Origin of the sequence: Arcobacter sp. YIC-80, assembly GCF_044841725.1 — a bacterium.
Taxonomy (GTDB): domain Bacteria; phylum Campylobacterota; class Campylobacteria; order Campylobacterales; family Arcobacteraceae; genus Arcobacter_B.
Map to the genome: position 1 here is coordinate 45,369 of NZ_JBJBSI010000005.1, position 23,330 is coordinate 68,698.

At 27.2% G+C, this 23,330-nt stretch carries 24 protein-coding genes and 1 pseudogene; 12 read left to right on the forward strand and 13 right to left on the reverse strand.

Annotation, left to right across the window (positions count from 1 at the left end; all coding sequences use genetic code 11):
• Positions 1-84: 84 nt before the first annotated feature.
• The 3 genes from ACH5BK_RS08360 to pyrC are packed head-to-tail and all read right to left on the reverse strand — an operon-like array spanning position 85 to position 2,184.
• Entirely contained in the window at positions 85-687 is a 603-nt protein-coding gene (locus tag ACH5BK_RS08360) for an RraA family protein (RefSeq protein ID WP_404306339.1), read from the reverse strand.
• Between the two features lie 60 nt (positions 688-747).
• Entirely contained in the window at positions 748-1,134 is a 387-nt protein-coding gene (locus ACH5BK_RS08365) for a nuclear transport factor 2 family protein (protein WP_404306341.1), read from the reverse strand.
• 12 nt (positions 1,135-1,146) lie between these two features.
• A complete protein-coding gene (gene pyrC, locus ACH5BK_RS08370; protein ID WP_404306343.1) occupies positions 1,147-2,184 on the reverse strand; it encodes a dihydroorotase in 1,038 nt (345 codons plus the stop codon).
• Positions 2,185-2,276: 92 nt separating this feature from the next.
• Here pyrC and hisI point away from each other — a divergent pair, with 92 nt between their 5' ends.
• Genes hisI through ACH5BK_RS08385 form a run of 3 tightly spaced genes read left to right on the forward strand, consistent with a single transcriptional unit; the run spans position 2,277 to position 3,837 of the window.
• On the forward strand, positions 2,277-2,600 hold the full coding sequence (hisI, locus tag ACH5BK_RS08375) for a phosphoribosyl-AMP cyclohydrolase (RefSeq protein ID WP_404306345.1): 324 nt from the start codon (positions 2,277-2,279) through the stop codon (positions 2,598-2,600).
• Entirely contained in the window at positions 2,584-3,099 is a 516-nt protein-coding gene (locus ACH5BK_RS08380) for a DUF1007 family protein (protein WP_404306347.1), read from the forward strand. Before hisI ends, ACH5BK_RS08380 begins: the two co-directional genes overlap by 17 nt.
• Entirely contained in the window at positions 3,100-3,837 is a 738-nt protein-coding gene (locus ACH5BK_RS08385; RefSeq protein ID WP_404306349.1) for a nickel/cobalt transporter, read from the forward strand.
• A gap of 229 nt (positions 3,838-4,066) precedes the next feature.
• Here ACH5BK_RS08385 and ACH5BK_RS08390 read toward each other — a convergent pair whose 3' ends face one another.
• Genes ACH5BK_RS08390 through nhaA form a run of 3 tightly spaced genes read right to left on the reverse strand, consistent with a single transcriptional unit; the run spans position 4,067 to position 7,495 of the window.
• The gene (locus ACH5BK_RS08390; RefSeq protein WP_404306351.1) at positions 4,067-5,458 is read right to left on the reverse strand and encodes an ATP-binding protein; all 1,392 of its coding nucleotides are present in this window, start codon (positions 5,456-5,458) and stop codon (positions 4,067-4,069) included.
• Entirely contained in the window at positions 5,448-6,128 is a 681-nt protein-coding gene (locus tag ACH5BK_RS08395) for a response regulator transcription factor (protein ID WP_404306353.1), read from the reverse strand. Before ACH5BK_RS08395 ends, ACH5BK_RS08390 begins: the two co-directional genes overlap by 11 nt.
• Before the next feature lie 29 nt (positions 6,129-6,157).
• Positions 6,158-7,495 carry a Na+/H+ antiporter NhaA gene (gene nhaA, locus ACH5BK_RS08400; protein WP_404306355.1) on the reverse strand — a complete coding sequence of 446 codons (1,338 nt, stop codon included), beginning with the start codon at positions 7,493-7,495 and terminating at the stop codon, positions 6,158-6,160.
• A 457-nt stretch (positions 7,496-7,952) separates the two neighbouring features.
• Between nhaA and ACH5BK_RS08405 the strand changes: the two genes are divergently transcribed.
• Positions 7,953-8,192 (forward strand): hypothetical protein, encoded by a 240-nt coding sequence (locus ACH5BK_RS08405; protein WP_404306357.1) that lies wholly within the window; start codon positions 7,953-7,955, stop codon positions 8,190-8,192.
• 9 nt (positions 8,193-8,201) lie between these two features.
• Positions 8,202-8,354, forward strand: coding sequence for a hypothetical protein (locus ACH5BK_RS08410; protein WP_404306359.1), 153 nt, complete (start codon positions 8,202-8,204; stop codon positions 8,352-8,354).
• Here ACH5BK_RS08410 and ACH5BK_RS08415 read toward each other — a convergent pair.
• The 5 genes from ACH5BK_RS08415 to ACH5BK_RS08435 are packed head-to-tail and all read right to left on the reverse strand — an operon-like array spanning position 8,338 to position 15,303.
• Positions 8,338-9,228, reverse strand: coding sequence for a DMT family transporter (locus ACH5BK_RS08415; RefSeq protein WP_404306361.1), 891 nt, complete (start codon positions 9,226-9,228; stop codon positions 8,338-8,340). The genes ACH5BK_RS08410 and ACH5BK_RS08415 overlap by 17 nt on opposite strands.
• A 4-nt stretch (positions 9,229-9,232) precedes the next feature.
• The gene (locus tag ACH5BK_RS08420) at positions 9,233-10,489 is read right to left on the reverse strand and encodes a TolC family protein (RefSeq protein WP_404306363.1); all 1,257 of its coding nucleotides are present in this window, start codon (positions 10,487-10,489) and stop codon (positions 9,233-9,235) included.
• An 11-nt stretch (positions 10,490-10,500) separates the two neighbouring features.
• On the reverse strand, positions 10,501-13,626 hold the full coding sequence (locus ACH5BK_RS08425; protein WP_404306365.1) for an efflux RND transporter permease subunit: 3,126 nt from the start codon (positions 13,624-13,626) through the stop codon (positions 10,501-10,503).
• 9 nt (positions 13,627-13,635) lie between these two features.
• Positions 13,636-14,679: an efflux RND transporter periplasmic adaptor subunit gene (locus tag ACH5BK_RS08430; RefSeq protein WP_404306367.1), complete on the reverse strand. Its 1,044-nt coding sequence runs from the start codon at positions 14,677-14,679 to the stop codon at positions 13,636-13,638.
• Positions 14,680-14,700: 21 nt separating this feature from the next.
• Entirely contained in the window at positions 14,701-15,303 is a 603-nt protein-coding gene (locus ACH5BK_RS08435) for a TetR/AcrR family transcriptional regulator (RefSeq protein ID WP_404306369.1), read from the reverse strand.
• Positions 15,304-15,477: 174 nt separating this feature from the next.
• On the opposite strand from ACH5BK_RS08435, the gene ACH5BK_RS08440 reads away from it, so the two are divergent.
• From ACH5BK_RS08440 to ACH5BK_RS08450, 3 genes are all read left to right on the forward strand, one after another.
• Positions 15,478-16,602, forward strand: coding sequence for a GGDEF domain-containing protein (locus tag ACH5BK_RS08440; RefSeq protein ID WP_404306371.1), 1,125 nt, complete (start codon positions 15,478-15,480; stop codon positions 16,600-16,602).
• A gap of 131 nt (positions 16,603-16,733) precedes the next feature.
• The gene (locus ACH5BK_RS08445; protein ID WP_404306373.1) at positions 16,734-16,904 is read left to right on the forward strand and encodes a DUF1328 domain-containing protein; all 171 of its coding nucleotides are present in this window, start codon (positions 16,734-16,736) and stop codon (positions 16,902-16,904) included.
• Between the two features lie 365 nt (positions 16,905-17,269).
• The gene (locus ACH5BK_RS08450; protein WP_404306375.1) at positions 17,270-17,818 is read left to right on the forward strand and encodes a YceI family protein; all 549 of its coding nucleotides are present in this window, start codon (positions 17,270-17,272) and stop codon (positions 17,816-17,818) included.
• Between the two features lie 25 nt (positions 17,819-17,843).
• On the opposite strand, the gene ACH5BK_RS08455 is transcribed toward ACH5BK_RS08450, so the two are convergent.
• Positions 17,844-19,298, reverse strand: a complete 1,455-nt coding sequence (locus tag ACH5BK_RS08455) for a YdiU family protein (protein ID WP_404306377.1) — start codon at positions 19,296-19,298, stop codon at positions 17,844-17,846.
• A gap of 144 nt (positions 19,299-19,442) precedes the next feature.
• Here ACH5BK_RS08455 and ACH5BK_RS08460 point away from each other — a divergent pair, with 144 nt between their 5' ends.
• From ACH5BK_RS08460 to ACH5BK_RS08475, 4 genes and pseudogenes are all read left to right on the forward strand, one after another.
• The gene (locus ACH5BK_RS08460) at positions 19,443-19,577 is read left to right on the forward strand and encodes a hypothetical protein (RefSeq protein WP_404306378.1); all 135 of its coding nucleotides are present in this window, start codon (positions 19,443-19,445) and stop codon (positions 19,575-19,577) included.
• Between the two features lie 12 nt (positions 19,578-19,589).
• Positions 19,590-19,811: pseudogene (locus tag ACH5BK_RS08465) on the forward strand (thioredoxin family protein); the annotation flags it as partial.
• A gap of 112 nt (positions 19,812-19,923) precedes the next feature.
• Positions 19,924-21,075, forward strand: a complete 1,152-nt coding sequence (locus tag ACH5BK_RS08470) for a trans-sulfuration enzyme family protein (protein ID WP_404306380.1) — start codon at positions 19,924-19,926, stop codon at positions 21,073-21,075.
• An 11-nt stretch (positions 21,076-21,086) separates the two neighbouring features.
• The gene (locus tag ACH5BK_RS08475) at positions 21,087-22,586 is read left to right on the forward strand and encodes a PLP-dependent transferase (protein WP_404306382.1); all 1,500 of its coding nucleotides are present in this window, start codon (positions 21,087-21,089) and stop codon (positions 22,584-22,586) included.
• Between the two features lie 8 nt (positions 22,587-22,594).
• On the opposite strand, the gene cobA is transcribed toward ACH5BK_RS08475, so the two are convergent.
• Positions 22,595-23,329: a uroporphyrinogen-III C-methyltransferase gene (cobA, locus tag ACH5BK_RS08480; RefSeq protein WP_404306384.1), complete on the reverse strand. Its 735-nt coding sequence runs from the start codon at positions 23,327-23,329 to the stop codon at positions 22,595-22,597.
• Position 23,330: the final 1 nt, after the last annotated feature.

Sequence of the window (23,330 nt, forward strand, 5' to 3'; positions counted from 1 at the left end):
CTTATGTAAATATTTCATAAAATAGTATTTTAAGAGACTTAGAAGAAAAGAGAAAAACTACCTTTTTTGAGGTAGTTTTTTGTATTATTTATAAAAAAAGTCTATTTTCTCTTTATGATTAGCAGCCCACTGTTCAAAACTCATAGCTCTTTCTTTTTCAACATTTAACTTTGTTTGAGCATAAATTTCTTCTGCTTTATCTTTAGGAATTACAGCAATACCCTCTTCATCAGCGACAATAACATCTCCAGGATTAACAGCAATACCACCAGCAGTAATAGGAACATTTACAGGTACTGCATTTTTTTTACCTCCAGGCATTGGTAGTACACCTCTTCCAAACATTGGCATTTTAAGTTCTTTTATTTCACCAATATCTCTTACTGTACCATCAATTACAAAACCTGCTATTCCTCTTTTTTGTGCAATGGCTGTAACATTTCCACCTATTACTGAATAATCAACTGTATTTGATTGAGCTACAATGATAGCTCCAACTGGTGCTTCATATATTGCTCTATGTAAAGCTAGATTTTCACCTGCTACCATTTCTACTGTAAAAGCAGGCCCTGAAACTCTTGGAATACCTACCCATAATTCCTTCATTCCAGAATCCATAAAACTCTCCCTTTTTAAAGGCCCTGCATAATCACAAGGGGAAAAATCTGCAAACTTTTTATAATCCATTTCTACTCCTGAATATTAATAAAAGTATTATACTCCAAGAAAATAAATCAATACTTACTATTACAACATTCGAGGGATTTGTGATGAATGATGATGTAAAATTGGATTCTCTTTAGAAATATCAATAACATAAGAAAACCTTGCTTCAAAATTAAGTAATTCATCATCAATAATAAAACGCCAATTGTAAATACCACTTATTATTGAGATAAAATCACTTACTTCTTGAACTCTTAGTGTTTTTTCATGTAAAGTAACACTTAAACCCTCTCTACTTCCAAGCTTCATAAAATAGTCTTGAATTTTTTCTTCTGTATCTAATACTCTATTTGAAAATGTAGGAATTAAAACAGCATTTTTATCATATAAGTTTTCTAAATTTTTAACACTTTTTTCATTTACAGCTTGAATCCATTGCTCAAGTATAACCTTAGAATTTTTCATCATCTTTTTCTCCTTTTATTTAGTTTTTTCTTGAATAATTTTATCAATACTCCAAGATAAGGTTTGCCCTTCAAATAAAGGCACTACTTTTTCATTTCTGTAAGAATATTCCTTAGGAACTATAAAATCTTTTTTTACCAATACCACTTCTTTACCAAGGGGCTTTAAATCATAAATTTTTTGTGCATTTAAACTTATAAAAGCATTTAAATTATCAAGTTTTCCATTTTTTTCAAAAAGCTGTGTTAAAACTTGAAGCAAAATTGGTGAACTAAAAATCCCTGCAGCTCCATGATGGCACTCTTTTGTATTTTTTTGATGAGGAGCTGAATCTGAACCAAACATTACTTTTGGATGTGCATTAAGAGCTAATTTCAATAAGGCTTCTCTATCTTCTGGTCTTTTTACAATTGGTTTACAAAAAATATGAGGGTTTAACATTCCACCTGCTACATCATCTAAAGTAAGCATTAAATGATGTACTGTGATTGTTGCATATAAATTATCATATTTTTCAAGCAAAGATATAGACTCTTTTGAGGAAATATGTTCCATTATAATTTTTAACTTAGGGAAATTAATAGCCAATGACTCATAAATAGGTAAAAACTCTTTTTCCCTATCCATAACAAAACCTTTTGTTTCTCCATGAACACATAAAGGAATACCTAGTTTAGACATTGATTCCAAAGTAGGTCTTAAAACCTCAACATCCATTGAAGACACACCTGTTTGTGAATTTGTAGTTACTCCAAAAGGGTATAACTTAACTGCAATTATTTCATCTTTTATATCTTCTAAAAACTCATAAGAATAATCTACTTGAAAAAAAACAGTCATAAAAGGTTCAAATTTATCATCTTTACAGGCTTCTTTGATTCTTTTTTTATAAGATAGTAAATCTTTTTTTGTAGTAATAGGAGGTAAAATATTTGGCATTATAAGTGCTCCACAAAAACCATTTGAAGTCATATGTGCCACCAGTTTTAACATATCATCATCTCTTAAATGCAAATGCATATCTAAAGCTTGATTTATTATAAATTTTTCCATAGAAATTAATCCTTTTATTTTATGCAACTAAGTTGCATTTAAAATTACTTTGATACTATACCAAAATGCAACTTAGTCGCAAAAGGAATTTTATGAAAATAGATTTTAAAAAATCAAATGGTCTTGTTCCAGTTATAACTCAAGAGTTTGGAACAAATGAAGTTCTTATGCTTGGATATATGAATCAAGAAGCTTTAGATTTAACAAATCAAACAAAGATAGTTCATTATTTTTCAAGAAGTAAAAATAGAATATGGAAAAAAGGTGAAAGTAGCGGGCATATCCAAAAACTTATAGATTTAAAAGTTGACTGTGATTATGATACTATATTAGCTATTGTAGAACAAGTTGGAGAATCTGCTTGTCATACAGGTGCTAAGTCATGTTTTTTTAGATCCTATGAACTTGATACTTAGAATATGCTTTTTTATATTTCTTACAAATGAAGCTTTTAGTCATCCTCATACATTTATCGAAGTTAAACCAACAATAAATATAAAAAAAGAAACTATAGATAACTTTAATATAAAATGGATTATTGATGAAATGACATCGATGATGTTGATTATGGAGCTTGATACAGATGCAAATGGTAAATTTGATAAAAATGAAAATAAATATATTTTCGAAAACTATTTTAGTTCATTAGAAAAACAAAATTATTATATGAGTATTTACTTAGAAAAAAAAAATATAACTATAAAACCAAAAAATTTTAAAGCTTCAATAGAAAAAAATCGTTTAATTTATAGCTTTAATATTGAAAATATTAAAACACTTAAAAATTTAAAGATTGAATTTTTTGATAAAGATTTATTTGTAGGAATGATTATAGAAAAAAAGTATATAAAAACAATAGGTTTAAATAAAAATAAAAGTGAAAAAATAAAAAAATCTGTATTTGGAGTGGATTAAATGCAACTTTATGATAGCTTTTTAAAAGAATTAATACAATATCAATATAAAATAAATAGCTTTATTTCAGAAACAATAAGAAACATAAATGATGAAAATACCTTAACAAGCTCAATTATAGTTTTAAGTATTGCTTTTTTATATGGATTAATACACGCAGCAGGACCAGGTCATGGAAAAGCATTAGTTGCATTTTACTTTTCAACTACAAAAAATAAATATAGTCAAGCTTTTATTTTAGGATATTTAATATCAATAGTTCATGCAATTTCTGCATTAGTTTTAACTTTTGGAATATATTTTATTTTAGAGTCAATGTTTAAACAAAACTTTGATTACTACTCAAAAATCACAATGAAAATAAGTGCATTTATGATAATAAGTATAGGTTTTTATATAATTTTATCTTCATATTTTTCAAGAAAACAAAAAGAAAAAAATATAGAAAAAAATAAAAACAAGTATAGTATTGCCATTAGTACAGGAATTGTTCCTTGTCCTGGAGTTATGACTATAGTTTTATTTTGTATTGTATTAAAAAAATATTTATTAGGTATTTTAGCTGCTATTGCTATGAGTATTGGAATGGGTCTTACTATTTCAATAGTTGGTATTTTATCTATTATCTTAAATAAAAAAGCAAATAATTTTTTTGAAAATAAAAGTTTTATACTTGAAATAATAGGTGGTTTTTTAATAGTAAGTTTAGGGAGTTTATTATTTTATATAAATATTTAAGCACAAAGTAAAACTACCTATGACACTTAGGTAGTTTTTAATTTACCTTTTCCTAAAAGCTTGCGCTAATTAAACCTATTGCCGCAAATGACACTATAACTAATAGTATTAAGTTTCTTAGAAATTCCATTTTATATCCTTTTAAAATCTTTTTTTCTGCTGTTAATAAAATTATATAAAATATGTGTCAAGTATAAAATGTAGTATTTCTTTACATTTTCTTGACATATTATTTGCTTTTAAAATCTATAAAAAAAACATTTTGTGAATTTTCATACTTATAACCTAAAGTAAAATCATGTATTTCAATGATTTTATTTACAATATTTAAGCCAAGACCATGTCCTACTTGTTGATTAAGTTCTCTTGTAAAGGGTTGAATATAATAAATAAGACTACTTGAAAGTTTATCAGCAGTATTTTGAATTTGAATTTTATTATCAAAAGATTTAATCTTTATGGGGTAAGTATTTGCATATTTCATTGCATTATCTATTAAATTTTTAAGTGCTATAGTTAAATAGTATTTATCACCTTCTATATCAAAATCATCTTTTATATCAAGAAAAACCTTTGATTCATCATCAATTGAAAGTTTTGATAAAGCCTCTAAAATTAAAGAACTAATTTTAAATTTTGAGGGATTTATTTTTGCGAAGTTAAGTTTTTCTCTTTGTAAAAGTTTACTTATAAGCTCTTCCATATCTATGAAAACATTATTTATATTTTCAATTTGTATATTATCTTTATCGTGTTTTAAATTCTCAAGTAAAAACTTTGCTTTGGCAATGGGAGTTTTTAATTCATGGCTTATATTTCTTAAAAGTTCTTCTCTTGAATGTATTATATCTGCTTGTTTTTCAAGATATGAATTTAAATTATTTGTTATTTCACTTAATTCATTATCTTTACCAATATCAACTTTTATACTATTCTCGTCATCTTTAAAAAGCTGTAAAACTCCTTTATTTAATTTATCAAGCATATCTTTTATCTCTTTTGTTATCTTTGATGAAATAACAAAAGATAAAAGAAAAGCTATTAAAAGAAGTATTACTAATTCAAGTTTTATAGTATCAATAAACTGATTTGTATTTTCTTCTGTTTCATCAAGTTTTGTTTGAAGATAAGCAATTTCTTCTTCCAAAAGCTTATGAATTTTTAAATTTATATTTTCAAAGTTTTTATTAAATAGCATAAAATCATTTTGATTTTTACTTTTTTGTACTATTTTGTATAAATCATGATTTATAAGTATTTGTATTTTTTTAAAGTATTCAAATAATTGTTGAAGATTTTCTTTTTCTTTTTTTATTTCTGCATTATTTATAATCTCTTTTTTTTGTGAAAGCAAAGCTTCAAAAAGTTTATTTGATTTATTTAGACGTTCTTGAACTACATCTTTTTTTTCATAATCAGTAATAATATCTAAAACAACCCATGAAAAAGAGTTATTGTATTCTTTTAATTTTTCTACTCTTCTTATTTGAGCATATCTATGTATTTGAGTTTTATGTATTTCACTCAAATTAAAAGTAGTATAAAAAAATACTCCTATAATAGATATAATAATTAGTAAAATTAATGAAAATGAAATAAAAAGTCTTTGTCTAATTGTCATCACAAAACTTGTACCCTATTCCCCATACTGATTTTATATATCTAGCTTCTTTTGAATCATCATTTATTTTAAAACGTATATTACTTACGTGCATATCAATCGTTCTATTTTTAGTGTCTTCTTTTAAAGAAGTTTGATTTATAATATCTTCCCTTGAAACTACTTTATTTAAATTATTTATAAACATAAAGAATATTTCTGTTTCTATTTTAGTAAACTCAATTTGATGATTTTGTAAAAACACACTTTTTTTATCTAAATCAATAAATAAATCATTAATCTTTAATTCATCACTATCATTATATCTTTTAAGTGTTGCATCTATTCGTAAAACTAACTCTCTTGGTTCATAAGGTTTTGATAAATAATCATCAGCTCCTAACTCAAACCCATAAATTTTATTTCCTATATCATCTCTTGCAGTTGAGATAATAATAGGAATGTTTTTAATAGCTTTTAGTTTTTTAAAAAGGTCAAAACCATCCATTCTTGGAAGACCTAAATCTAAAATAATTATAGAATAATTAAAATGATTCTTTTCAAACTCTTCTAAGGCTTCTAAGGGTTGAGAATAAACACTACACATATACTTATAATCCTTTAAAAAATCACTTATAAGTTTTTGTAGTTCAAGATTATCTTCAATCAAAAGAACATTTTTATTTTTCATTTTATGCCTTTGTCATTTATTACACTATTTTAGTATTTACTCTTTTTTGATATTGATTTTAACCAAAAATATCCAAATAAACCTGAAAATAAAGAAGCACTTAAAATTCCAATTTTTGATTGAAATATAAGTTCAGGATTTCCAATAAAAGCTAAGTCAGCTACAAATATAGACATTGTAAAACCAATACCAGCTAAAAAAGATACTCCAAATACTTGACTCATTGAGCTATCTTTAGGAAGTTGTGCTATTTTTAATTTGATAGCTATCCATGAAACACCAAATATTCCAATGACTTTTCCTAAAACTAATCCTAATATAATTCCAAGGGATACAGGTTCTAAAATAGTAGTTCCAATTGATGCAAAATCAATTTTTATACCAGCATTTGCTAAAGCAAATATTGGAATAATCAATAAAGCAACAGGTAAATGAAGCGAATGCTCTAAACGAGCAGCTGGAGTTCCAACCTCATCAACCTTATCTTTTATATTAGTAAGTATTTTTTTCTGTTCTTCATGCATAGTATGATTTTCTTTAACTGAGTATTCATCATATTTATCTAATAAATGTTTTGTATCTAAAGTAAAACTTTTAGGAGCTCTTTTAGGGGTAGATGGAATAGCAAGTGCTGCAAGAACTCCTGCAATTGTTGCATGAACTCCTGACTCTAGCATAAAAAACCACATAAATAAACCAATAACAAAATAAGGTAATATAGCATGAATACCGAATCTATTAAATAATATCATTATTAAAAACATTGTTCCTGCTAAACTAAGAGGAAGCATATTGATTGTTTCTGTATAAAATATAGCTATAACTAAAACAGCTCCCAAATCATCTACTATAGCAAGTGCTACTAAAAAAGTCACCAATGCTGTTGGAACTCTTTTTCCTAATAAAACTAAAGCACTAATAGCAAAAGCAATATCAGTTGCCATAGGAATCCCCCAACCTGATGCTCCTACTGTTCCGTAATTTAAACTAGTATAAATAAGTGCAGGGAAAAGCATACCACCTATTGCAGCTAAAATAGGTAAAAGGGCTACTTTAATATTTGATAACTCTCCTGCTGTTATCTCTCTTTTTATTTCTAAACCAATTAAAAAAAAGAATATTGCCATAAGTCCATCATTTATCCAATGATGAAGAGAATGAGAAAGTTTCCATGAACCAACATTGAAATCAATATATGTATGAAAAAAATGAGAATACATTTCAGAAAGTGCACTATTTGCTAAAACTAAAGCTAATATTGTCATTACGATTAAAATTAAACCTGTAGTAGTTTGAGCATGTAAAAACTCTTCAAAGGGAGTTGATACTTTTTTAAAAGCCTTTTCCCATGGTGCATATAATTTCATCTAAACTCCTAATATTTATATTTATAGATTGTCAAATTATAGTGTTAAAATGTAAAGATACTTACACAAGATTTATTGACATTTTCTTGACAATAACAAAAAATAAAAGAAATAAAGATGAGATATTTAAGTTTTTGATTTAGTTAAATAAACTGTGTTTAAAGGGATTTTAAAAGCTTAATTATTCAATAATTGACTTGGGTTTGAATATTAATTGCTTTAAAAACTCTAATATATCTCATCTTAAAATATTGGAGAATATTTTAATCACATTAAATAATGTTGAAATTGCACTCTTTTCTTAGGAAAGTCCATGCTACTTGTGATTAAAAAAAGTATACAAAAAAACTGTAAATTTTAAAATGTAATATATCTTGACAGTTTATTTACATATATAATAATATAATCTTAACTAATTATATGCAAAAATAAAAATATAAAAATAGTAGGAATAAAAATGTCAGAAAAAAAAGAAAAAGAAGATGATTTATCAGGAAAAATATTTAAAATACTTGTAGCACTAGTAATATTAGTTTTTTTTCTAGTTATTCTAAAACAACCTAGTGGTAGTTTTTCTTTTTCTCAAAATAAATTAAGAGAACCTAGTTCAAAAACAGATTCAAGACCTTCAAAAAGTGTACCATCTGAACTTAAATGGACTGATCCTTTCAAAGGTATTTCCAATGAAGAAAGATAAGGATTAAAAATGGAATTATTATTTATTATTTTTTATATACTTATGTTTATATTAGCTTTATTTCTTTCTTTTCAAAGCTTTAAATATTTTAAAACAATGTGGAAATTTAAAAATAGAAAAAAAGATGGAAGTGAAGACAAGGATTTTAGATATTTTGATTAGTTTTTCTTTTAACAATAGAAATAATTACTCCTAAAGATACTAATATTGTCGCAACTAAAAGATTTGTAGTAAATATTTCATCTAAAAATATTACACTAATCAATATAGCTAAAATAGGTACTAAAAGTTGTAGTATACTAGCTGTAATAATAGTAATTTTAGGTAAAACTTTATACCAAAGAACATAACCAATTGCAGAAGTAATACTTCCAGAAATAAAACTTAATAAAAAGCCATTTAAAGAAATATTCAAACTATGAACACTAACAAATATAAAAAAAATAAACGTAAAAATAAAAGCTTTAAAGAAATTGTCATAAGTACTAAATAAGGCATTTTTAGATTTTTTTCCAAAAACAGAATAAACTCCCCAAGCAAAACCAGAAAGACACATCAAAAATAAATGAAAATACGATATTTTAAAATCTTGTGAAGGATATAAAAGATAAATCAAACCTATAAATGCAAGCACTAAACCTAAGATTTTATTTAAACTTATCTTTTCTTTAAAAAAAATAGAGCTAAATAGCATAGTTATCTGTACAACTGTAAATAAAAGTAATGTTCCAAATCCTGCTTCTAAACTCAAATATGAATAAGAAAAACCAATTGCATATAAAAAAAGCATAAAAGCACTCAACCAATTACTCTTAAAATCTATTTTGTTTTGTTTTAGTTTTTTATTTTGATTAAATTTAATCAAAAAAAGAAGTGTTAAAAAAGCAGAAAGAACTCGGAAAAAAGTAAAAGAATAAGGATCAATAAAACTATTTACTAAAGCTATTTTACATAAAATAGAGTTTAAACTTAAAAATAGTAAAGAAAGAGTTATCAAAATAAATAATTGAAACTCTTTTTTTACTAAGTTTTGCATAGAACTATTTTACTTCAAAAATTCTATCAAGCGTTGCTATTGATAGATACTTATCAAAATACGCTCTATTATATTTTTGTTTTGCAGAAGTTAATAAAAAGTTTGCATCTGTTAAATCTGTAGAAGTTGAAACACCTTCTTTAAATCTATTGTTTACAATTGAATAGTTTTCTTTTGCCTGCTTTAATGCTAAAGTTGCTGTCTCAAAGTTTTCACTAGCAACTTCTAAGGCTGATTTTGCATTTTCATACTGCAAATTTATATCAAGCTGTGTTTTTTGTATTTGTGTTTTTAACTTTGATATTTGCGTATTAAAAATAGCTAATTGCGTTTGAGTAGAACCACCTTCATATAAATTCCAAGTGGCACTTAATGTTGCTACATTTTGATTATCATTTCCATCAATTTCATTAAAACCTAAATCTTCATAAAATCTATTATGTGATAGCTTTGCATCTAATTTTGGAAGATAAGAGCCTTTTTGAGATTTTTTTTGTTTTTTTAAGGCTTCAAGACTCATTTTTAAAGCTTCAATTTCACTTCTTTTTTCTAATAATTCTTCTTTATGTATAGAAGAAGAGATTGTTTTAGGTTCTAAGTTTTCTATAAACTCATTTGATAAATCAACTCCTCCCAAAATATTTGATAATTGAAGTTTCGCAACTCTAAGATCTGATTTTGCTTTTACTACATTTTGCTTTGCACCTGACATATTTACTTGAACTTGTAAAAAGTCATTTCTTGCCAATAATCCTTGGTCATATTTATTTTTTGCATCATTAAACTGATTGTTAAAAAGTTTATATTCACTTTCATAAGTTTTTAAAGCATTTAATTTATCAAGATAATTAATATATGCTTTTTTAGTTTCTAATATAATATCATGCTTCAAAGCATTTAGTGAATAACTTGAAGATTTTGATAAAAATTTTGAAGCTTGTTTATTTGATATATCTTTTAAACCATTAAATAGGTTATAAGAAATAGCTGCACTAAATGTAGCATCTTCTTTATTTTGAGAACCTATTACTTCATTTCTTTTATTATAATCATAAGATAAATCAAGTTTTGGTAAATAGTTTGCATTTGAAAGCTGTATATTTTGAATACTTTGTTTATAATCATAAGCTTTTGCTTTTAGCTCATGATTATTTTTAAGGGCAAGATTTACAGCCTCATCTAAATTTAAAGCAAATGCTTCACCTACAAAAATAGATGCTACTAAAGATAATTTTAATAACTTGTTTTTAATATTTTTCATATACTTATCCTTTATGCTTTACTTACATCAACTGGTTTATTTTTACTTCTTACTACTTGCTCTAATTTAATGAAGAACATTAAAAGTGCAGGAGTTACAAAAATAGTAAAAATTGTAGAGAATGCTAAACCACCTGTAATAACAGATCCTAAACCTCTATAAAATTCTGAACCAGGACCGGGAACTAAAACCAATGGTAGCATACCAAAAATAGAAGTTAATGAACTCATATAAATAGGTCTTACCCTTGTTCTTGTAGCTTCAACAACTGCTTTTTTATGTTCCATTCCATGATTATTAATATAATTAATACTTTGGTGAACAATTAAAATTGCATTATTAACAACAATACCAACTAAAATAATAAAGCCTAGCATAGTTAAAATATCAAGTGGTTGTGGTGCAATAAAGGCGTTTGTTAAGGCAAGACCAATAAAACCACCAGCTGTTGCTAAAGGAACTGTAAACATAATTACTATTGGATATATAAAGTTACCAAATAATGCTGACATTAATAAGTATACAATAACTAATGCTAATAAAAAGTTACCAAGTAATAAACCAATTGTTTCAGTTAATTTATCTGCTGTACCTGAAAGATTTATTTCTACATCTGATGAAATCATTCCTTTTTCTTTCATACCAGCTAACATTCCACCAATACTTTTCATAGCTTCATCAATAGTCATACCAGGAGGTGGTGTAACTTGTAGTGTAATTGTTCTTTTCCCATCTAAGTGTCTAATTTCTGAAATACCAGTTGTAGACTCATAAGAAGCAAGAGAAGAAATAGGAACTAAAGATCCATTTGGTAAAGCTATTTGAGAACCCATAATATCTTGTGGTGTTTGAATAAACTTATCATCAGCTTTTAAAACTAAATCAATTTTCTTTTTACCATCTTGTTCAAAATCACCTACTTGTCTACCACTCATAAGTACATCAACAGCTACACCTAAATCACGAGAACTCATACCTAAAGCTTTTAAAGCATCTTGGTTAGGTTTGATTCTAACTTCTGGATATAAAAGCTCAACTGATGGAACTGGTCTTACTTGACTACCTTCAATAGCTTGCATAGTAGCACCAAATAATTGTCCTCCAACTGTAGCAATATCTTCAATACTTTCACCACTAATATCAATGTTTACAGTATTACCCTCACCAATACCATTTTCAAATACTCCTGATTGTAAAGATACACCAAATACTGATGGCATTGAGTTTACAATTGGTCTAAACATTGGTATTAAATCTTTTGCTCTATCCTCAACCATTGAAGTTCCACCAAATAAGTTGAAATCACCAAAAGATACAAAAAAGGCTCTATTTAATCCAGGTACTCCATCTACTTCTTGGTTTACATGAGGTTCAATTCTTTTCATTAAATATGCTCCCATATCATATCTTTCTTGATATGATAAGCCAGGAGGTGCAATCAAAATATTGAAAATCAAGTTTTTATTACCTTGTGGTAAATAATCCAATTTAGGAAATAAAACATATATAGCCCCAACTGAGAAAGCAGCTAATGATAAAATAGTAACTATTTTTGTAAATAAATTTTTTAGTGAGATATTTACAATTGACATAATAAAATCAACTAGCTTTTCTCCAAATTTTGCTACTGCACCTGCATTTTTTGGTTCTTTTTTAGAAATTGCTGCAAACTTTTTCCATAACATTGGAATTACTGCAATTGAAACAAATAATGAGAATGATACAGCTGATGTAACAGCAATAGCAATATCTTTAAATAATTGACCTGCTTCATCTTCTAAGAAAATAATAGGTAAGAATACAGCAATAGTTGTAGATGCTGAGGCAATTAATGCACCCCAAACTTCACTAGCACCCTTATATGCTGCCTCACTAATACTTGCACCATTTTTTCTATGTCTATCAATATTTTCTAAAACAACAATAGCAGCATCTACTAACATACCAACAGCAAAAGAAATACCTGCTAAAGAAATAGTATTTAAACTTCTTCCCATTGCTTGAAGTATAATAAATGTACCAATAACTGATATTGGAATTGCTACTGCTACAACAGCTGTTGGAGATACACTTCTTAAGAATGTAATTAAAATAATAACTGCAAGTATTGCACCTATCATAATATTTTGTTGTACTAAATCAACAGAACCTACAATATAAGGTCTTTGATCATATAACCAATGAATTTTTAACTGTTTTTCTTTTAAAACACCTGCATTTAATTCATTTACAACTTTTTCAACATCATTTGTTAGTTTTACAATATTTGCTTCACTATTTGGTTGAACACCTAAGAAAATACCATCTTTACCTAAGAACATAGCAACAGTACTAGCAGTTTCATAACCAAAGTTTACCTTTGCTACATCAGCAACTCTTACTCTTTGTTCTCTATTTGAAATAAGAATTACATTTTCTATATCTTCAGGTGTTGAGAATTTATGTACTGTTCTAATTCTATATGATCTTCTATCTAAATTTTGAATACCTGCTGAAACATCAACATTTTCATTTTCTATAGTATTAATAACTTGTTGCATAGTAAGACCATAAGAAGCTAATTTATTTACATCAAACTCAATTTGCATTTCTTGCTCACGGCCACCACCGCCCATAGTTCCTGAAACACCCTCAACTCTTTTTATAGCTGGTTCTATTTCATTATCAAAGAACGTTTTATATTCATCTACATGTCTATCATTACCTTCAAGTGTTTGTAACATCATCCAAATAACTGGACTAGCACTTGCAGTTTCAATTACAGGTTCATCTGCTGCACTTGGATATGAACTTACTTCATTTAATTTATTTGATACATCTTGTAATGCTGCTCTAATATCTGTTCCAAGTTTAAAAGTTAAAGTAATTTCACCATAATTATCTTTTGAAGATGATTCATACTCTATTAAGTTATTTAAACTTTTTAATGCTTCTTCTTGCTCTTCAATTATCTCTCGCTCAATCTCATAAGGAGTAGCTCCACCCCAACTAGTAGTTACTTTAATTTCAGGTTTAGTAACTGTTGGTGTTAATTGATAAGGAAGTTTACTAAGTGATAAAAAACCAAAAATTACTACAATAAGTACTGATACTATTATAGTAACTGGATTTTTTATGGAAAATTTGATTAAATCCATTGATTATTCCTATTTATCTTTGTTTATAATTTTTACTGGTGATTTAGGGAAAACTCTTTCATTTCCTTTTACCACAATTTGCATTCCTTCTTTTAGTCCTTGTCCTTCAATAGCTACTTTACTAGATAAAAAACCTACTACTTTTACAGGAATCATCATAGCTATATTTTTTTCATCTACTGCAAATACTACATTTTGACCAAATCTTTTAATTACAGCATCTCTTGGTAAAACAAGTGCTTGTTTTATTGCATCTTTAGAAAGACTAACTTTTGCTTCTTGTCCATCAAAAACAAAAATATTTTCAACATTTGCTTTAAATTTAACAGGGAATGTTCTAGTTAATTTATCTCCATTTGGAATAACAGATGAAAGCTTTGCTTTTACAACTTTTTTCCCAATTTTAATATCATACATATCACCCATTCTAAGACCATCTACAATTTCTAATGGAATATTAAATGTAATTTCAGCCTTAGAAGTATCAACTATTTTAGCAATTTTACTTCCTGCTGATACCCATTCACCTAAATTTACACTTTTTTCAACTACAACACCTGAAAATGGTGCTTTAATTCTTTTCTTTTGGCTTTGAATAGTAAGTTCTTTTAGTTTTGCTTCTAAAGCTTTTACGTTACTTTTTGAAGAATTTGATTTTAAAAGAGAATCATCATACTCTTTTTGAGTAATTGATTTTGACTCTAAAAGTTTCTTATATCTATTGTAATCTTTTGATGAATTTTTTTGTTCATTTTTAGCAATATTTAAATTTGCTTTTGCTGCATTAATTTGTGCTGTTAATAAATCATCATCAATTTGAACTAAAACCTTTCCTTTTGATACTTTATCTCCAACCTCAAAATTTACTTTTTTTACAAGTCCTGAGTTTTGTGCAGCTAGCATAGATTCATTATCAAATTTTAGAGTACCAACAAACTCTTGTAAAGGATTTACTTCACCTTTTTCTAAAGTTGTTGTCTCAACTAATGATGGTCCTTTAGCAAATAAAAGACCCATACCTAAAAAAGCTGTAACTAATATCTTTTTTATCATTATTTTTCCTTATTTTTTTACTTATTTTTTAATTTCTATCAATTTAAATATAATGTCTAAAAAGTTTTCAAATTTTCTTTTTACATCATGGTTATTTTGACTCATTTTCATCAATACTAAACCTTTTTCAAAAATAAGTAAACTTTCTGCTAAATCAATAGCTTCTGGTTTTAAATCACCTATTTTCACACCATCTTCTAAAATTTGTACTAATTGTTTTTTAAAAAAATCATGAGTATCACAATTAAACTCTTTCATAGAACTATTATCATCTGATAAAACAATAGATAGAAACTCTTTATATCCATTGAAATGTTTCATATTTTCTTCACTATCATCTAAAGCAAACTTAAAAAAATGTGCAATTTTATCTCTAGTATTTTTAACAGTCTTGATACTTTCTTTAAATTCATTATGATACTGTTCTATATGAATATTTATAATCTCAAAAATGATGTCATCTTTATTTTCAAAATATTCATAAACAGTACCTTTTCCAATTCCTGCTGTTTTTGCAACTTGGGCTACAGTAATACTTTTCATGCCAACATCATGTATTAAATCAGAACAAGCAAGAGCAACTTCTCTTCTTTTTTCTTCTTTATTTACTTTTCTTGGACTCACTTTACTCCTTTATCATTGACCGACCGTCAGTCAATGTTTTTTGTAGTATATTAGAAGAAAACTTAAAAACTTTTTAATCATTGACCCTTGGTCAGTTAATAAAAACTATTTTTTTATTAGATAAATAATAATAGTGTGTTATAATATAAGTAACAATATTGAAGGTAATTGAGATTGAAAGAAGAAAATAAATTTGAAGCGATAGTTATATTTCCTTGGAATAAAAATTTTGAAACAGGTATAAAACAAGTTGATGAAGAACATAAAACATTAATTAAACTACTAAATAAACTTGCTAATAGTTTAACACAAGATGAAACTTTTGAAATTGAAGAGACTTTTAATGAATTAGCTAAATATGCAGACTATCACTTTAAAAGTGAAGAAGCAGTTTGGGAAAAACATTTAAAAGACAATGTTCTTATTAACTTTCATAAAAAAAGTCATAACTCATTTCTTCCAAAAGTCCTAGAAATAAGAGAAAAAAATAAAGACAAAACTTTACATGAAACAATAGAAGAAATACTTATGTTTTTAATTAGATGGTTAGCATTTCATATAATTGATGAAGATAAAAGACTTGCTTATATTATTCATTCTATTAAAGATGGAAAACAAATCGATGAAGCTCAATTAATTTCTGATAATCAAATGGGTGGTTCTATGAGAGTACTAATTGATGCAATATTATCAATGTATGACAATATCTCTTCAAAAGCAATAAAACTAATAAGAGAAAGAAAAGCTAGAATTGAAGCCCAAAGAGAACTTCAAAAAATAAATAAAGAGTTAGAGAGATTGTCAATTACTGATCAATTAACAAATCTTTATAATAGAAGATTTTTTGAAGAGCTATTTCAAAGAGAGTTACAAAAATCAAAAAGAAATAAAAATATTTTTAGTGTAATACTTTTTGATATAGATTACTTTAAAAAGTTAAATGATACTTATGGACATGGAAAAGGAGACGAAGCTCTTATAAAAGTAGCACAATGTCTTAAAAAGGTATGTAAGCGTCCAAATGACTTTGTATTTAGAATTGGAGGAGAAGAGTTTACTATCATAATTACAAATGAAGATGCTCACACTGCAACAAATTTAGCACAGCTTATAAGTAAGGAAATCAAAGCATTAAAAATTGATAATATAAATAGTGAAGTATCAGCATATCTAACCATTTCAGCAGGAGTAATATCTATAAAACCTACGCAATATGATACTATTGAATCAATCATGCAACAAGCAGATAAAAAACTTTATCAAGCTAAATCACTAGGAAGAAATATCATTATTGATTAAAATATCACTCAAAATAAAAATATAAAATTATTAGATTTATAAAAAATTTATAAATTTAATAATTTAATACAGCTAACTCATATTTTATTTTTATATAATTGTTTTATCTATAAATCATAAAAGGAGTATTCATGTTATCATGGTCTTTAACATTTTTAATTCTAGCGCTTATTGCTGGGGTTTTAGGATTTACAGGTATAGCAGGTGCTGCAGCAGAAATTGCTAAAATATTATTCTTTATTTTTATAATATTATTAGTTGTTTCAGCAGTTTCTAACGCATTAAGAGGGAAAAAACCCTAATTAAAATTAAATAATAAAATCTAAAGGAGTATCTAAAATGAAAAAAATTATAAATTTATTACTAGTTCTAGGACTGACAGTTTTCACATTACAAGGTTGTATGCAAAATGATACAACAGAAGATAAAATTGAAGATGTGACAGAAGAAGTAAAAGATAAAGCAGAAGATGTAGCAGATAAAGCAGAAGACGTAGTGGACAAAGCTGAAGATAAAATTTAAACTAACTATTACTAAAAGATAGTGTTACTCAACACTATCTTTTTACTTATATAAAAATTAAAATTATTTAACTCTAAAAATATAAATACTTTAAACATAAATCCCATATAATAAACTATGATTATTAAACAATAAAGGATTTTAGATGAAAAAATTTGTTATTTCAAGTTTACTTAGTATTGGTTTACTTACAAGCTCTTATGCTTATGAACAAAATGGAGAGTTACAAGTAAAATGGACAGGTTTTAAAACAGAGAAAAAAGCCCCTGTATCTGGTTCTTTTAAAGATATTTCTTTAAATATTAAAAAAGCAGATGAATTATCATCTTTTTTAAAAAGTGCAAACGTTAAAATTAAAACAGCTTCTTTTGACTCTAAAAACCCTTTTAGAGATAAAAATATCACAAGTACTTTATTTTCATTAGCTACAGCACAAACTATTGAGGGTTCAATTTCTGATGTTGATACACAAAAACAAATGTTAACATTAGATTTAACTATGAATGAAGTAACAAACAAAGTACCTATGAAATATGAAATAAAAGATAACTCTATTATCGCAAAAGGAACTATTGAAATTTTAGATTATAAAATGAAAGATTCATTTATGCAGTTTGCTAAAAAATGTGCAGGATTTCATCAAAATAAATCCTTTTCTGATGTAAATATTGAATTTACTCTACCATATAAATAAAAGAAAGCTTATGCTTTCTTTTACACTAAGAAGAACAACTAAGTTGTAAATTTCCATACTCAATAGGTGTAGGATTTGAATATCGTTCAAACTCTTTATGTTCATCAAAAGGATTTTGAGCAATTTTTAGTAAATCATTTACTAAACTATAGTCCTCCTCATGGGCTTTTTCTATAGCTTCTTGAAGCATATAGTTTTTGATAATATATTTTGGATTTATTTTTTTCATAATATTTTGTCTTTTCTCAAAACTACTATTTTCATTTTCACATACTTTTTTATAAGACTCAAACCAATTTACTAAAGGTTCTCTAAAAATAGATATATCCGTAATACTACTTAAATTATCAAAATTATCAAGTTTACTTAATCTATAAAAAAAGACATTGTAATCCATTTGTGAGCTTTCTAAACTTCCTAATAACTCTTTTACTAAAGAAGCATTATTATCACTAGTTTTAGAACCATCTAATCCTAATCTTTTGTTCATAAGATTTAAATATACATTTTCATGTTGTGGTAAAAAAGAGTGTAAATACTCTACTGCTTTTTCTTCATCTATAATAGAGCCCATTGCATTTGCTAAAACCATCAAATTCCATCTTGCTACATAAGGTTGATTGTCATAAGAGTATCGCCCTTCACTATCTGTGTGATTACAAATAGAATTTTTTTCAAAATAATCCATAAAAGCAAAAGGCCCATAATCAATTGTAAGACCTGCCATTGAAAAATTGTCAGTGTTCATAACTCCATGCATAAAGCCATAAGCCTGCCAATAAGCAAGAAGTTCACTACTTCTATCAACTAATTCATAAAACATTTTTTGATATTTATTCTCTTCATTTTTTAGATGAGGATATGACTGATTTATCACATAATCAGCAAGTTGAGTTACATTTGCTTTAGCATCATTTGTCCTTGCAAAAAACTCAAAAGTTCCTATTCTTATCCAAGAAGGAGAAAGCCTCATAACAATAGAGCAAGACTCACTCTCCCACTCTCTATGTGCAAAAGATTCTGAATCTATGATAGCTAAAGCTCTTGTAGTAGGTATTCCTAAAGCATGCATAGCTTCACTCATAATATACTCTCTTATTGATGATCTAAGTACTGCTCTTCCATCTGCATGTCTTGAGTATTTTGTAAGACCTGAACCTTTTGTTTGTAAATGCCAGTTATTTATACTTCCAAGATTTATAGCTCTTCCATCACCTAGTTGTGGCACAAAGTAGCCAAACTGATGACCGGCATAAACCATAGAGTAAGGAATTGAGCCTTTTAAAATTTTTTTCCCATTCATAAAATCTAAAAACTCTTGCCTCTCACACTCTTCATAATCTAAACCTATTAAATCACAAGCTTGTTTGTTGTAAGATACAAGCTTAGGTTTTAAAACAGGCGTTGCATTTAGTTTTTGATATAAGCTTTCATCAAATTCAAAATAATCAATATTTACTTTTAATTCATCTAATTTCATATTATTCTCTTTCATAATTGTTTATATTTATTTTATTCACACTATCAAAAGAAACTATAAAACAAGATAAAATTTATCCTATTTTACTTAACATAAACTAAACGAAAAAAAAATATACTAAAAAAAATAAAAAAAAGGTAACTTATGAAAAAGATAGTACTAGTTATGCTGTTTTTTCTAACTACATCTTTATTTGCATTTGAAGAACTAACAAATGAAAATTTTGATGAGAAAATAGCTGGTAAAAACGTAATAGTTGATTTTCACGCAATCTGGTGAGGTTCTTGTAAGGTTCTAGAGAAGAACATGACAAAATATGCTACAAGTACTAAACCAAAAGATATCTACATCTATAAAGTAGACGTTTCAAAACAAAAAGAACTAACAAAAAGATTTAAAGCCTTTGGAGTTCCTACACTTGTATATCTCGAAGATGGTATGGAAGTTGGGAGACAATCAGGTGTTTTAAGTGTAAAAGAACTTGAAGAAACTGTAAAAGAATACTTTGAATAAATAAAAGAGGCTTTGCCTCTTTTATAATATAAGTATTTTTTATAATAAAAATTACTCAATTTTTTCTCTTAGTAAAACTTCGATATAATCCCTAAAAAGTATTAGGATTTTTATGAAGAAACATGTTGAAACATCATTAAGCCATATCGCAAAATTTGCACCATTTGCTGAACAAGCTGGTGCTTCTCACTTTCCTATTTATAACACAGGAACATTTGATTTAAAAAAGCAAGATGGTGATAAAATTTATGACTATACAAGAAGTGACAACCCAACTAGAGAGATGTTAGAAAATCTTTTTACTGAGGTGGAAAGTGGTGCTGGATGTGTATGTACACACACAGGTATTGCTTCTGTTGCACTTTTATTTGAAACAACTTTAAAAGCAAACTCACATATTTTAGTAGAAGCTGACTGTTATGGCGGAACATTTAGACTTCTTAAAGTATTTAAAGAAAAATACAATGTAACAGTTCATTTTGCGAACTTTTTAGAGTTAGATAGTATGGAAGAGATTCTAAAAAACAACCCTATTGATTTAGTTTTATGTGAGAGTCCAACAAACCCAGGTCTTAAAATCATTGATTTAAAAAAAGTAGCTAACTTAGCACACAAATACAATGCTTTATTCGCAGTTGATAACTCACTTGCTACATTTATCTCTCAAAGACCCATTGAGCTTGGAGCTGATTTTTCTCTTTTCTCAACAACTAAATATATTTCAGGTCATGGAGCAGTGGTTGCAGGAGCTATTGTTGCAGCAACAAAAGAGTTAAGTGATGAAGTTCATTACTATGCAAATGCAGGTGGAAGATCTCAAAATCCAATGGATGTATATCTAATCACACTTGGTATTCCAACACTAAAAGTTAGAATGAAAGAGCATGAGAAAAACTCTATAATTATTGCTAAGTTCTTAGAAGAGCAAGAGTATATCACTAAAGTTACTCATCCAGCACTAGAATCACATCCACAACACAAGCTAGCAAAAGAGCAAATGGATTATATTCCAGGGCTATTCTGTGCAGATTTCAAAACACTTGAATTAGCTGAAAAGTTTATAGAAAACACTAAGATTTATGGTGAAAAGTGTTCATTTGGAAGCCCAGATTCAAGAGTAGAAATTCCAGCTAAGATTTCTCATGCATCTTTTTCTAAAGAAGAGTTAGAGGCTATTGGAATAGCTGAGGGAACAGTAAGATTTTCTATTGGTTTAGAAAATGTAGAAGATTTAATCGAAGATATTAAACAGGCAGTAAAGTAAGAAGGTAATAAATGAGCAAAAACTATTTTAATCACATCCCAACAGGAGAAACACTTCCTGTAAAAAATGTACATGCTGTATCAGTATCGATGCCATACTTACAAGATGTGATTGATTATGAACTACAAACTCCTGAAATACTTGAAACTATAAAAAGTGGTTACCCAAGATTTGTACTTCACCCTTACCTAAAACAGCTTGGACTTTATATCAAAGAAAAATATAAAGTAAGTGATGAATATGAAGTAGTAGTGCTTAGTTCACAAAAAGCTGTAAAACTTGTAAGTAATAAATATTATATAAACAATAAACTTGAAGTTGATGAAGCTTTTGGTGTTATCTTAGTTCAAAAAAATACTTGTCAATTACAAAGAGTTTTAAGTTATATTCAACATGTAGGATGCAACCTTTCTTCAAGACTTGCGGAAAAATATCTTTTTGATTTAGGATTGATTGATAAAATTCATGAAGAAGAGCTTGAAGAAGAATCAAAAGCCCATGATATAATCATAGATACTCTAGCAAGTGCCTATAATCAATCAAAAGATAAAGTATGCTTAGCACCATCTGGAATGAATGCTATTTATTCAGTAGTAAGAGGTATCAACTCTATTCAAGCACATAATGGGCGAACTGTTTTAGTACAGTTTGGTTGGCTTTATTTAGATACTATGAATATTGTAAATCATCACTATCAAGAATCAAAAGTATTTCCAGATATTTTAAATCTTGATTTACTTGAAGAGTATTTAAAAACAGAAGGTTTTAAAGTAAGTGCTATTATCACAGAGGTTCCGACAAATCCTCTTTTAAAAACAGTAGATATTAAAAGATTAAGAAAGGTATGTGACAAATACAATATTCCTTTAGTTATAGATACAACTTTTGCTACACCTTATAATCTAAACTTAGAAGATTATGCAGATATTTTTGTAGAATCACTTACTAAGTTTGCTTGTGGAAATGCTGATGTTTTAATGGGTGCAATTATTTTAAATAAAAGAAATAATCTATCACATATGACAACAGAGTTTTTCAAACATTGTGACCCAGTTTACATAAAAGATAAACAAAGATTAGCACTACAAATAAAAGATTATAAAAGTAGAGTAAAAAAAGTAAGTGCCAACACAAAAGCTTTAGCTACTTATTTTGAAGAATGCTCTTACATAGATAAAGTTTTCTATTGTTTAAATGAAGAAAACAAAGATAACTATTCTCAAACCATGAGAGATGACAATAGCCTTACAGGTATTATCTCTGTTACTTTTAATAGAGCATTTAAAGAAGTATATGACAAACTAAACTTTGCCAAAGGACCTAGCTTGGGTACTGAGTTTACACTTCTTATGCCTTATACTTATTTAGCTCACTGGGATCTAATCCAATCAAAACAAGGAAATAAGTTCTTAGATGAGATAGGACTTCCTATAGATTTATTAAGAATATCTGTTGGAATTGAGCCAATAGATGAGATTATAAATGAGTTTAAAAAACTAGAAGAGTTCTAAAACTCTTTTTAGTTTTCAAACCATTTTATTTCTTTTCGCAAGTTTACAACCTCTCCTACTATAAAAACAGCAGGTGTTATAGCTTCTTTTGATTTTTCAACTATATTTTCTAAAGTTCCAACTATTGTTTTTTGTTTTTTTGTTGTACCATTTGAAATGATTGCACAAGAAAGAGTTTTCTTTTTACCTATTTCTAGTAGTTTTGAAGTAATAAGTTCAATATTATGAAGTCCCATTAAAAAGACTAATGTTTCATCATCTTTAAAACTATTCCAATTTATATCATGCATGCTTTCATTTACTTTTTTATGTCCAGTTACTACTCTAAAAGATGAGCATACACTTCTATGTGTTACAGGAATTCCAGCATAAGCAGGAACACAAATAGCTGAAGTAATACCTGGAACTATTTCAAAGCTAATACCTCTTTGTTTTAAATAAAGAGCTTCTTCACCACCTCTACCAAAAACAAAAGGATCTCCACCCTTTAATCTTACAACACACTCATATTTTAAAGAACATTTATAAATCAATTCATTTATTTGCTCTTGGGGTAAAGTATGATTATCTTTTACTTTACCCACATAAATTAATTCAACACCCTCTTTTGCTTCTTCTAGTATCTCTTTATTTACTAAATTATCATAAATAATCACATCAGCTTTTTGTATCAGTTTATATGCTTTTAGAGTTAATAACTCTTTATCTCCTGGCCCTGCACCAGTTAAATATACCTTTGACATA

Coding starts and splice junctions, on each gene's coding strand:
- ACH5BK_RS08415 (WP_404306361.1), bottom strand. CDS start 9,228: ATGCAAAACTTAGTAAAAAAAGAGTTTCAATTATTTATTTTGATAACT.
- ACH5BK_RS08460 (WP_404306378.1), top strand. CDS start 19,443: ATGAAAAAGATAGTACTAGTTATGCTGTTTTTTCTAACTACATCTTTA.
- ACH5BK_RS08360 (WP_404306339.1), bottom strand. CDS start 687: ATGGATTATAAAAAGTTTGCAGATTTTTCCCCTTGTGATTATGCAGGG.
- ACH5BK_RS08470 (WP_404306380.1), top strand. CDS start 19,924: ATGAAGAAACATGTTGAAACATCATTAAGCCATATCGCAAAATTTGCA.
- ACH5BK_RS08420 (WP_404306363.1), bottom strand. CDS start 10,489: ATGAAAAATATTAAAAACAAGTTATTAAAATTATCTTTAGTAGCATCT.
- ACH5BK_RS08405 (WP_404306357.1), top strand. CDS start 7,953: ATGTCAGAAAAAAAAGAAAAAGAAGATGATTTATCAGGAAAAATATTT.
- ACH5BK_RS08390 (WP_404306351.1), bottom strand. CDS start 5,458: ATGACAATTAGACAAAGACTTTTTATTTCATTTTCATTAATTTTACTA.
- pyrC (WP_404306343.1), bottom strand. CDS start 2,184: ATGGAAAAATTTATAATAAATCAAGCTTTAGATATGCATTTGCATTTA.
- ACH5BK_RS08430 (WP_404306367.1), bottom strand. CDS start 14,679: ATGATAAAAAAGATATTAGTTACAGCTTTTTTAGGTATGGGTCTTTTA.
- ACH5BK_RS08455 (WP_404306377.1), bottom strand. CDS start 19,298: ATGAAATTAGATGAATTAAAAGTAAATATTGATTATTTTGAATTTGAT.
- ACH5BK_RS08380 (WP_404306347.1), top strand. CDS start 2,584: ATGAACTTGATACTTAGAATATGCTTTTTTATATTTCTTACAAATGAA.
- ACH5BK_RS08410 (WP_404306359.1), top strand. CDS start 8,202: ATGGAATTATTATTTATTATTTTTTATATACTTATGTTTATATTAGCT.
- nhaA (WP_404306355.1), bottom strand. CDS start 7,495: ATGAAATTATATGCACCATGGGAAAAGGCTTTTAAAAAAGTATCAACT.
- hisI (WP_404306345.1), top strand. CDS start 2,277: ATGAAAATAGATTTTAAAAAATCAAATGGTCTTGTTCCAGTTATAACT.
- ACH5BK_RS08445 (WP_404306373.1), top strand. CDS start 16,734: ATGTTATCATGGTCTTTAACATTTTTAATTCTAGCGCTTATTGCTGGG.
- ACH5BK_RS08385 (WP_404306349.1), top strand. CDS start 3,100: ATGCAACTTTATGATAGCTTTTTAAAAGAATTAATACAATATCAATAT.
- ACH5BK_RS08450 (WP_404306375.1), top strand. CDS start 17,270: ATGAAAAAATTTGTTATTTCAAGTTTACTTAGTATTGGTTTACTTACA.
- ACH5BK_RS08365 (WP_404306341.1), bottom strand. CDS start 1,134: ATGATGAAAAATTCTAAGGTTATACTTGAGCAATGGATTCAAGCTGTA.
- cobA (WP_404306384.1), bottom strand. CDS start 23,329: ATGTCAAAGGTATATTTAACTGGTGCAGGGCCAGGAGATAAAGAGTTA.
- ACH5BK_RS08395 (WP_404306353.1), bottom strand. CDS start 6,128: ATGAAAAATAAAAATGTTCTTTTGATTGAAGATAATCTTGAACTACAA.
- ACH5BK_RS08475 (WP_404306382.1), top strand. CDS start 21,087: ATGAGCAAAAACTATTTTAATCACATCCCAACAGGAGAAACACTTCCT.
- ACH5BK_RS08425 (WP_404306365.1), bottom strand. CDS start 13,626: ATGGATTTAATCAAATTTTCCATAAAAAATCCAGTTACTATAATAGTA.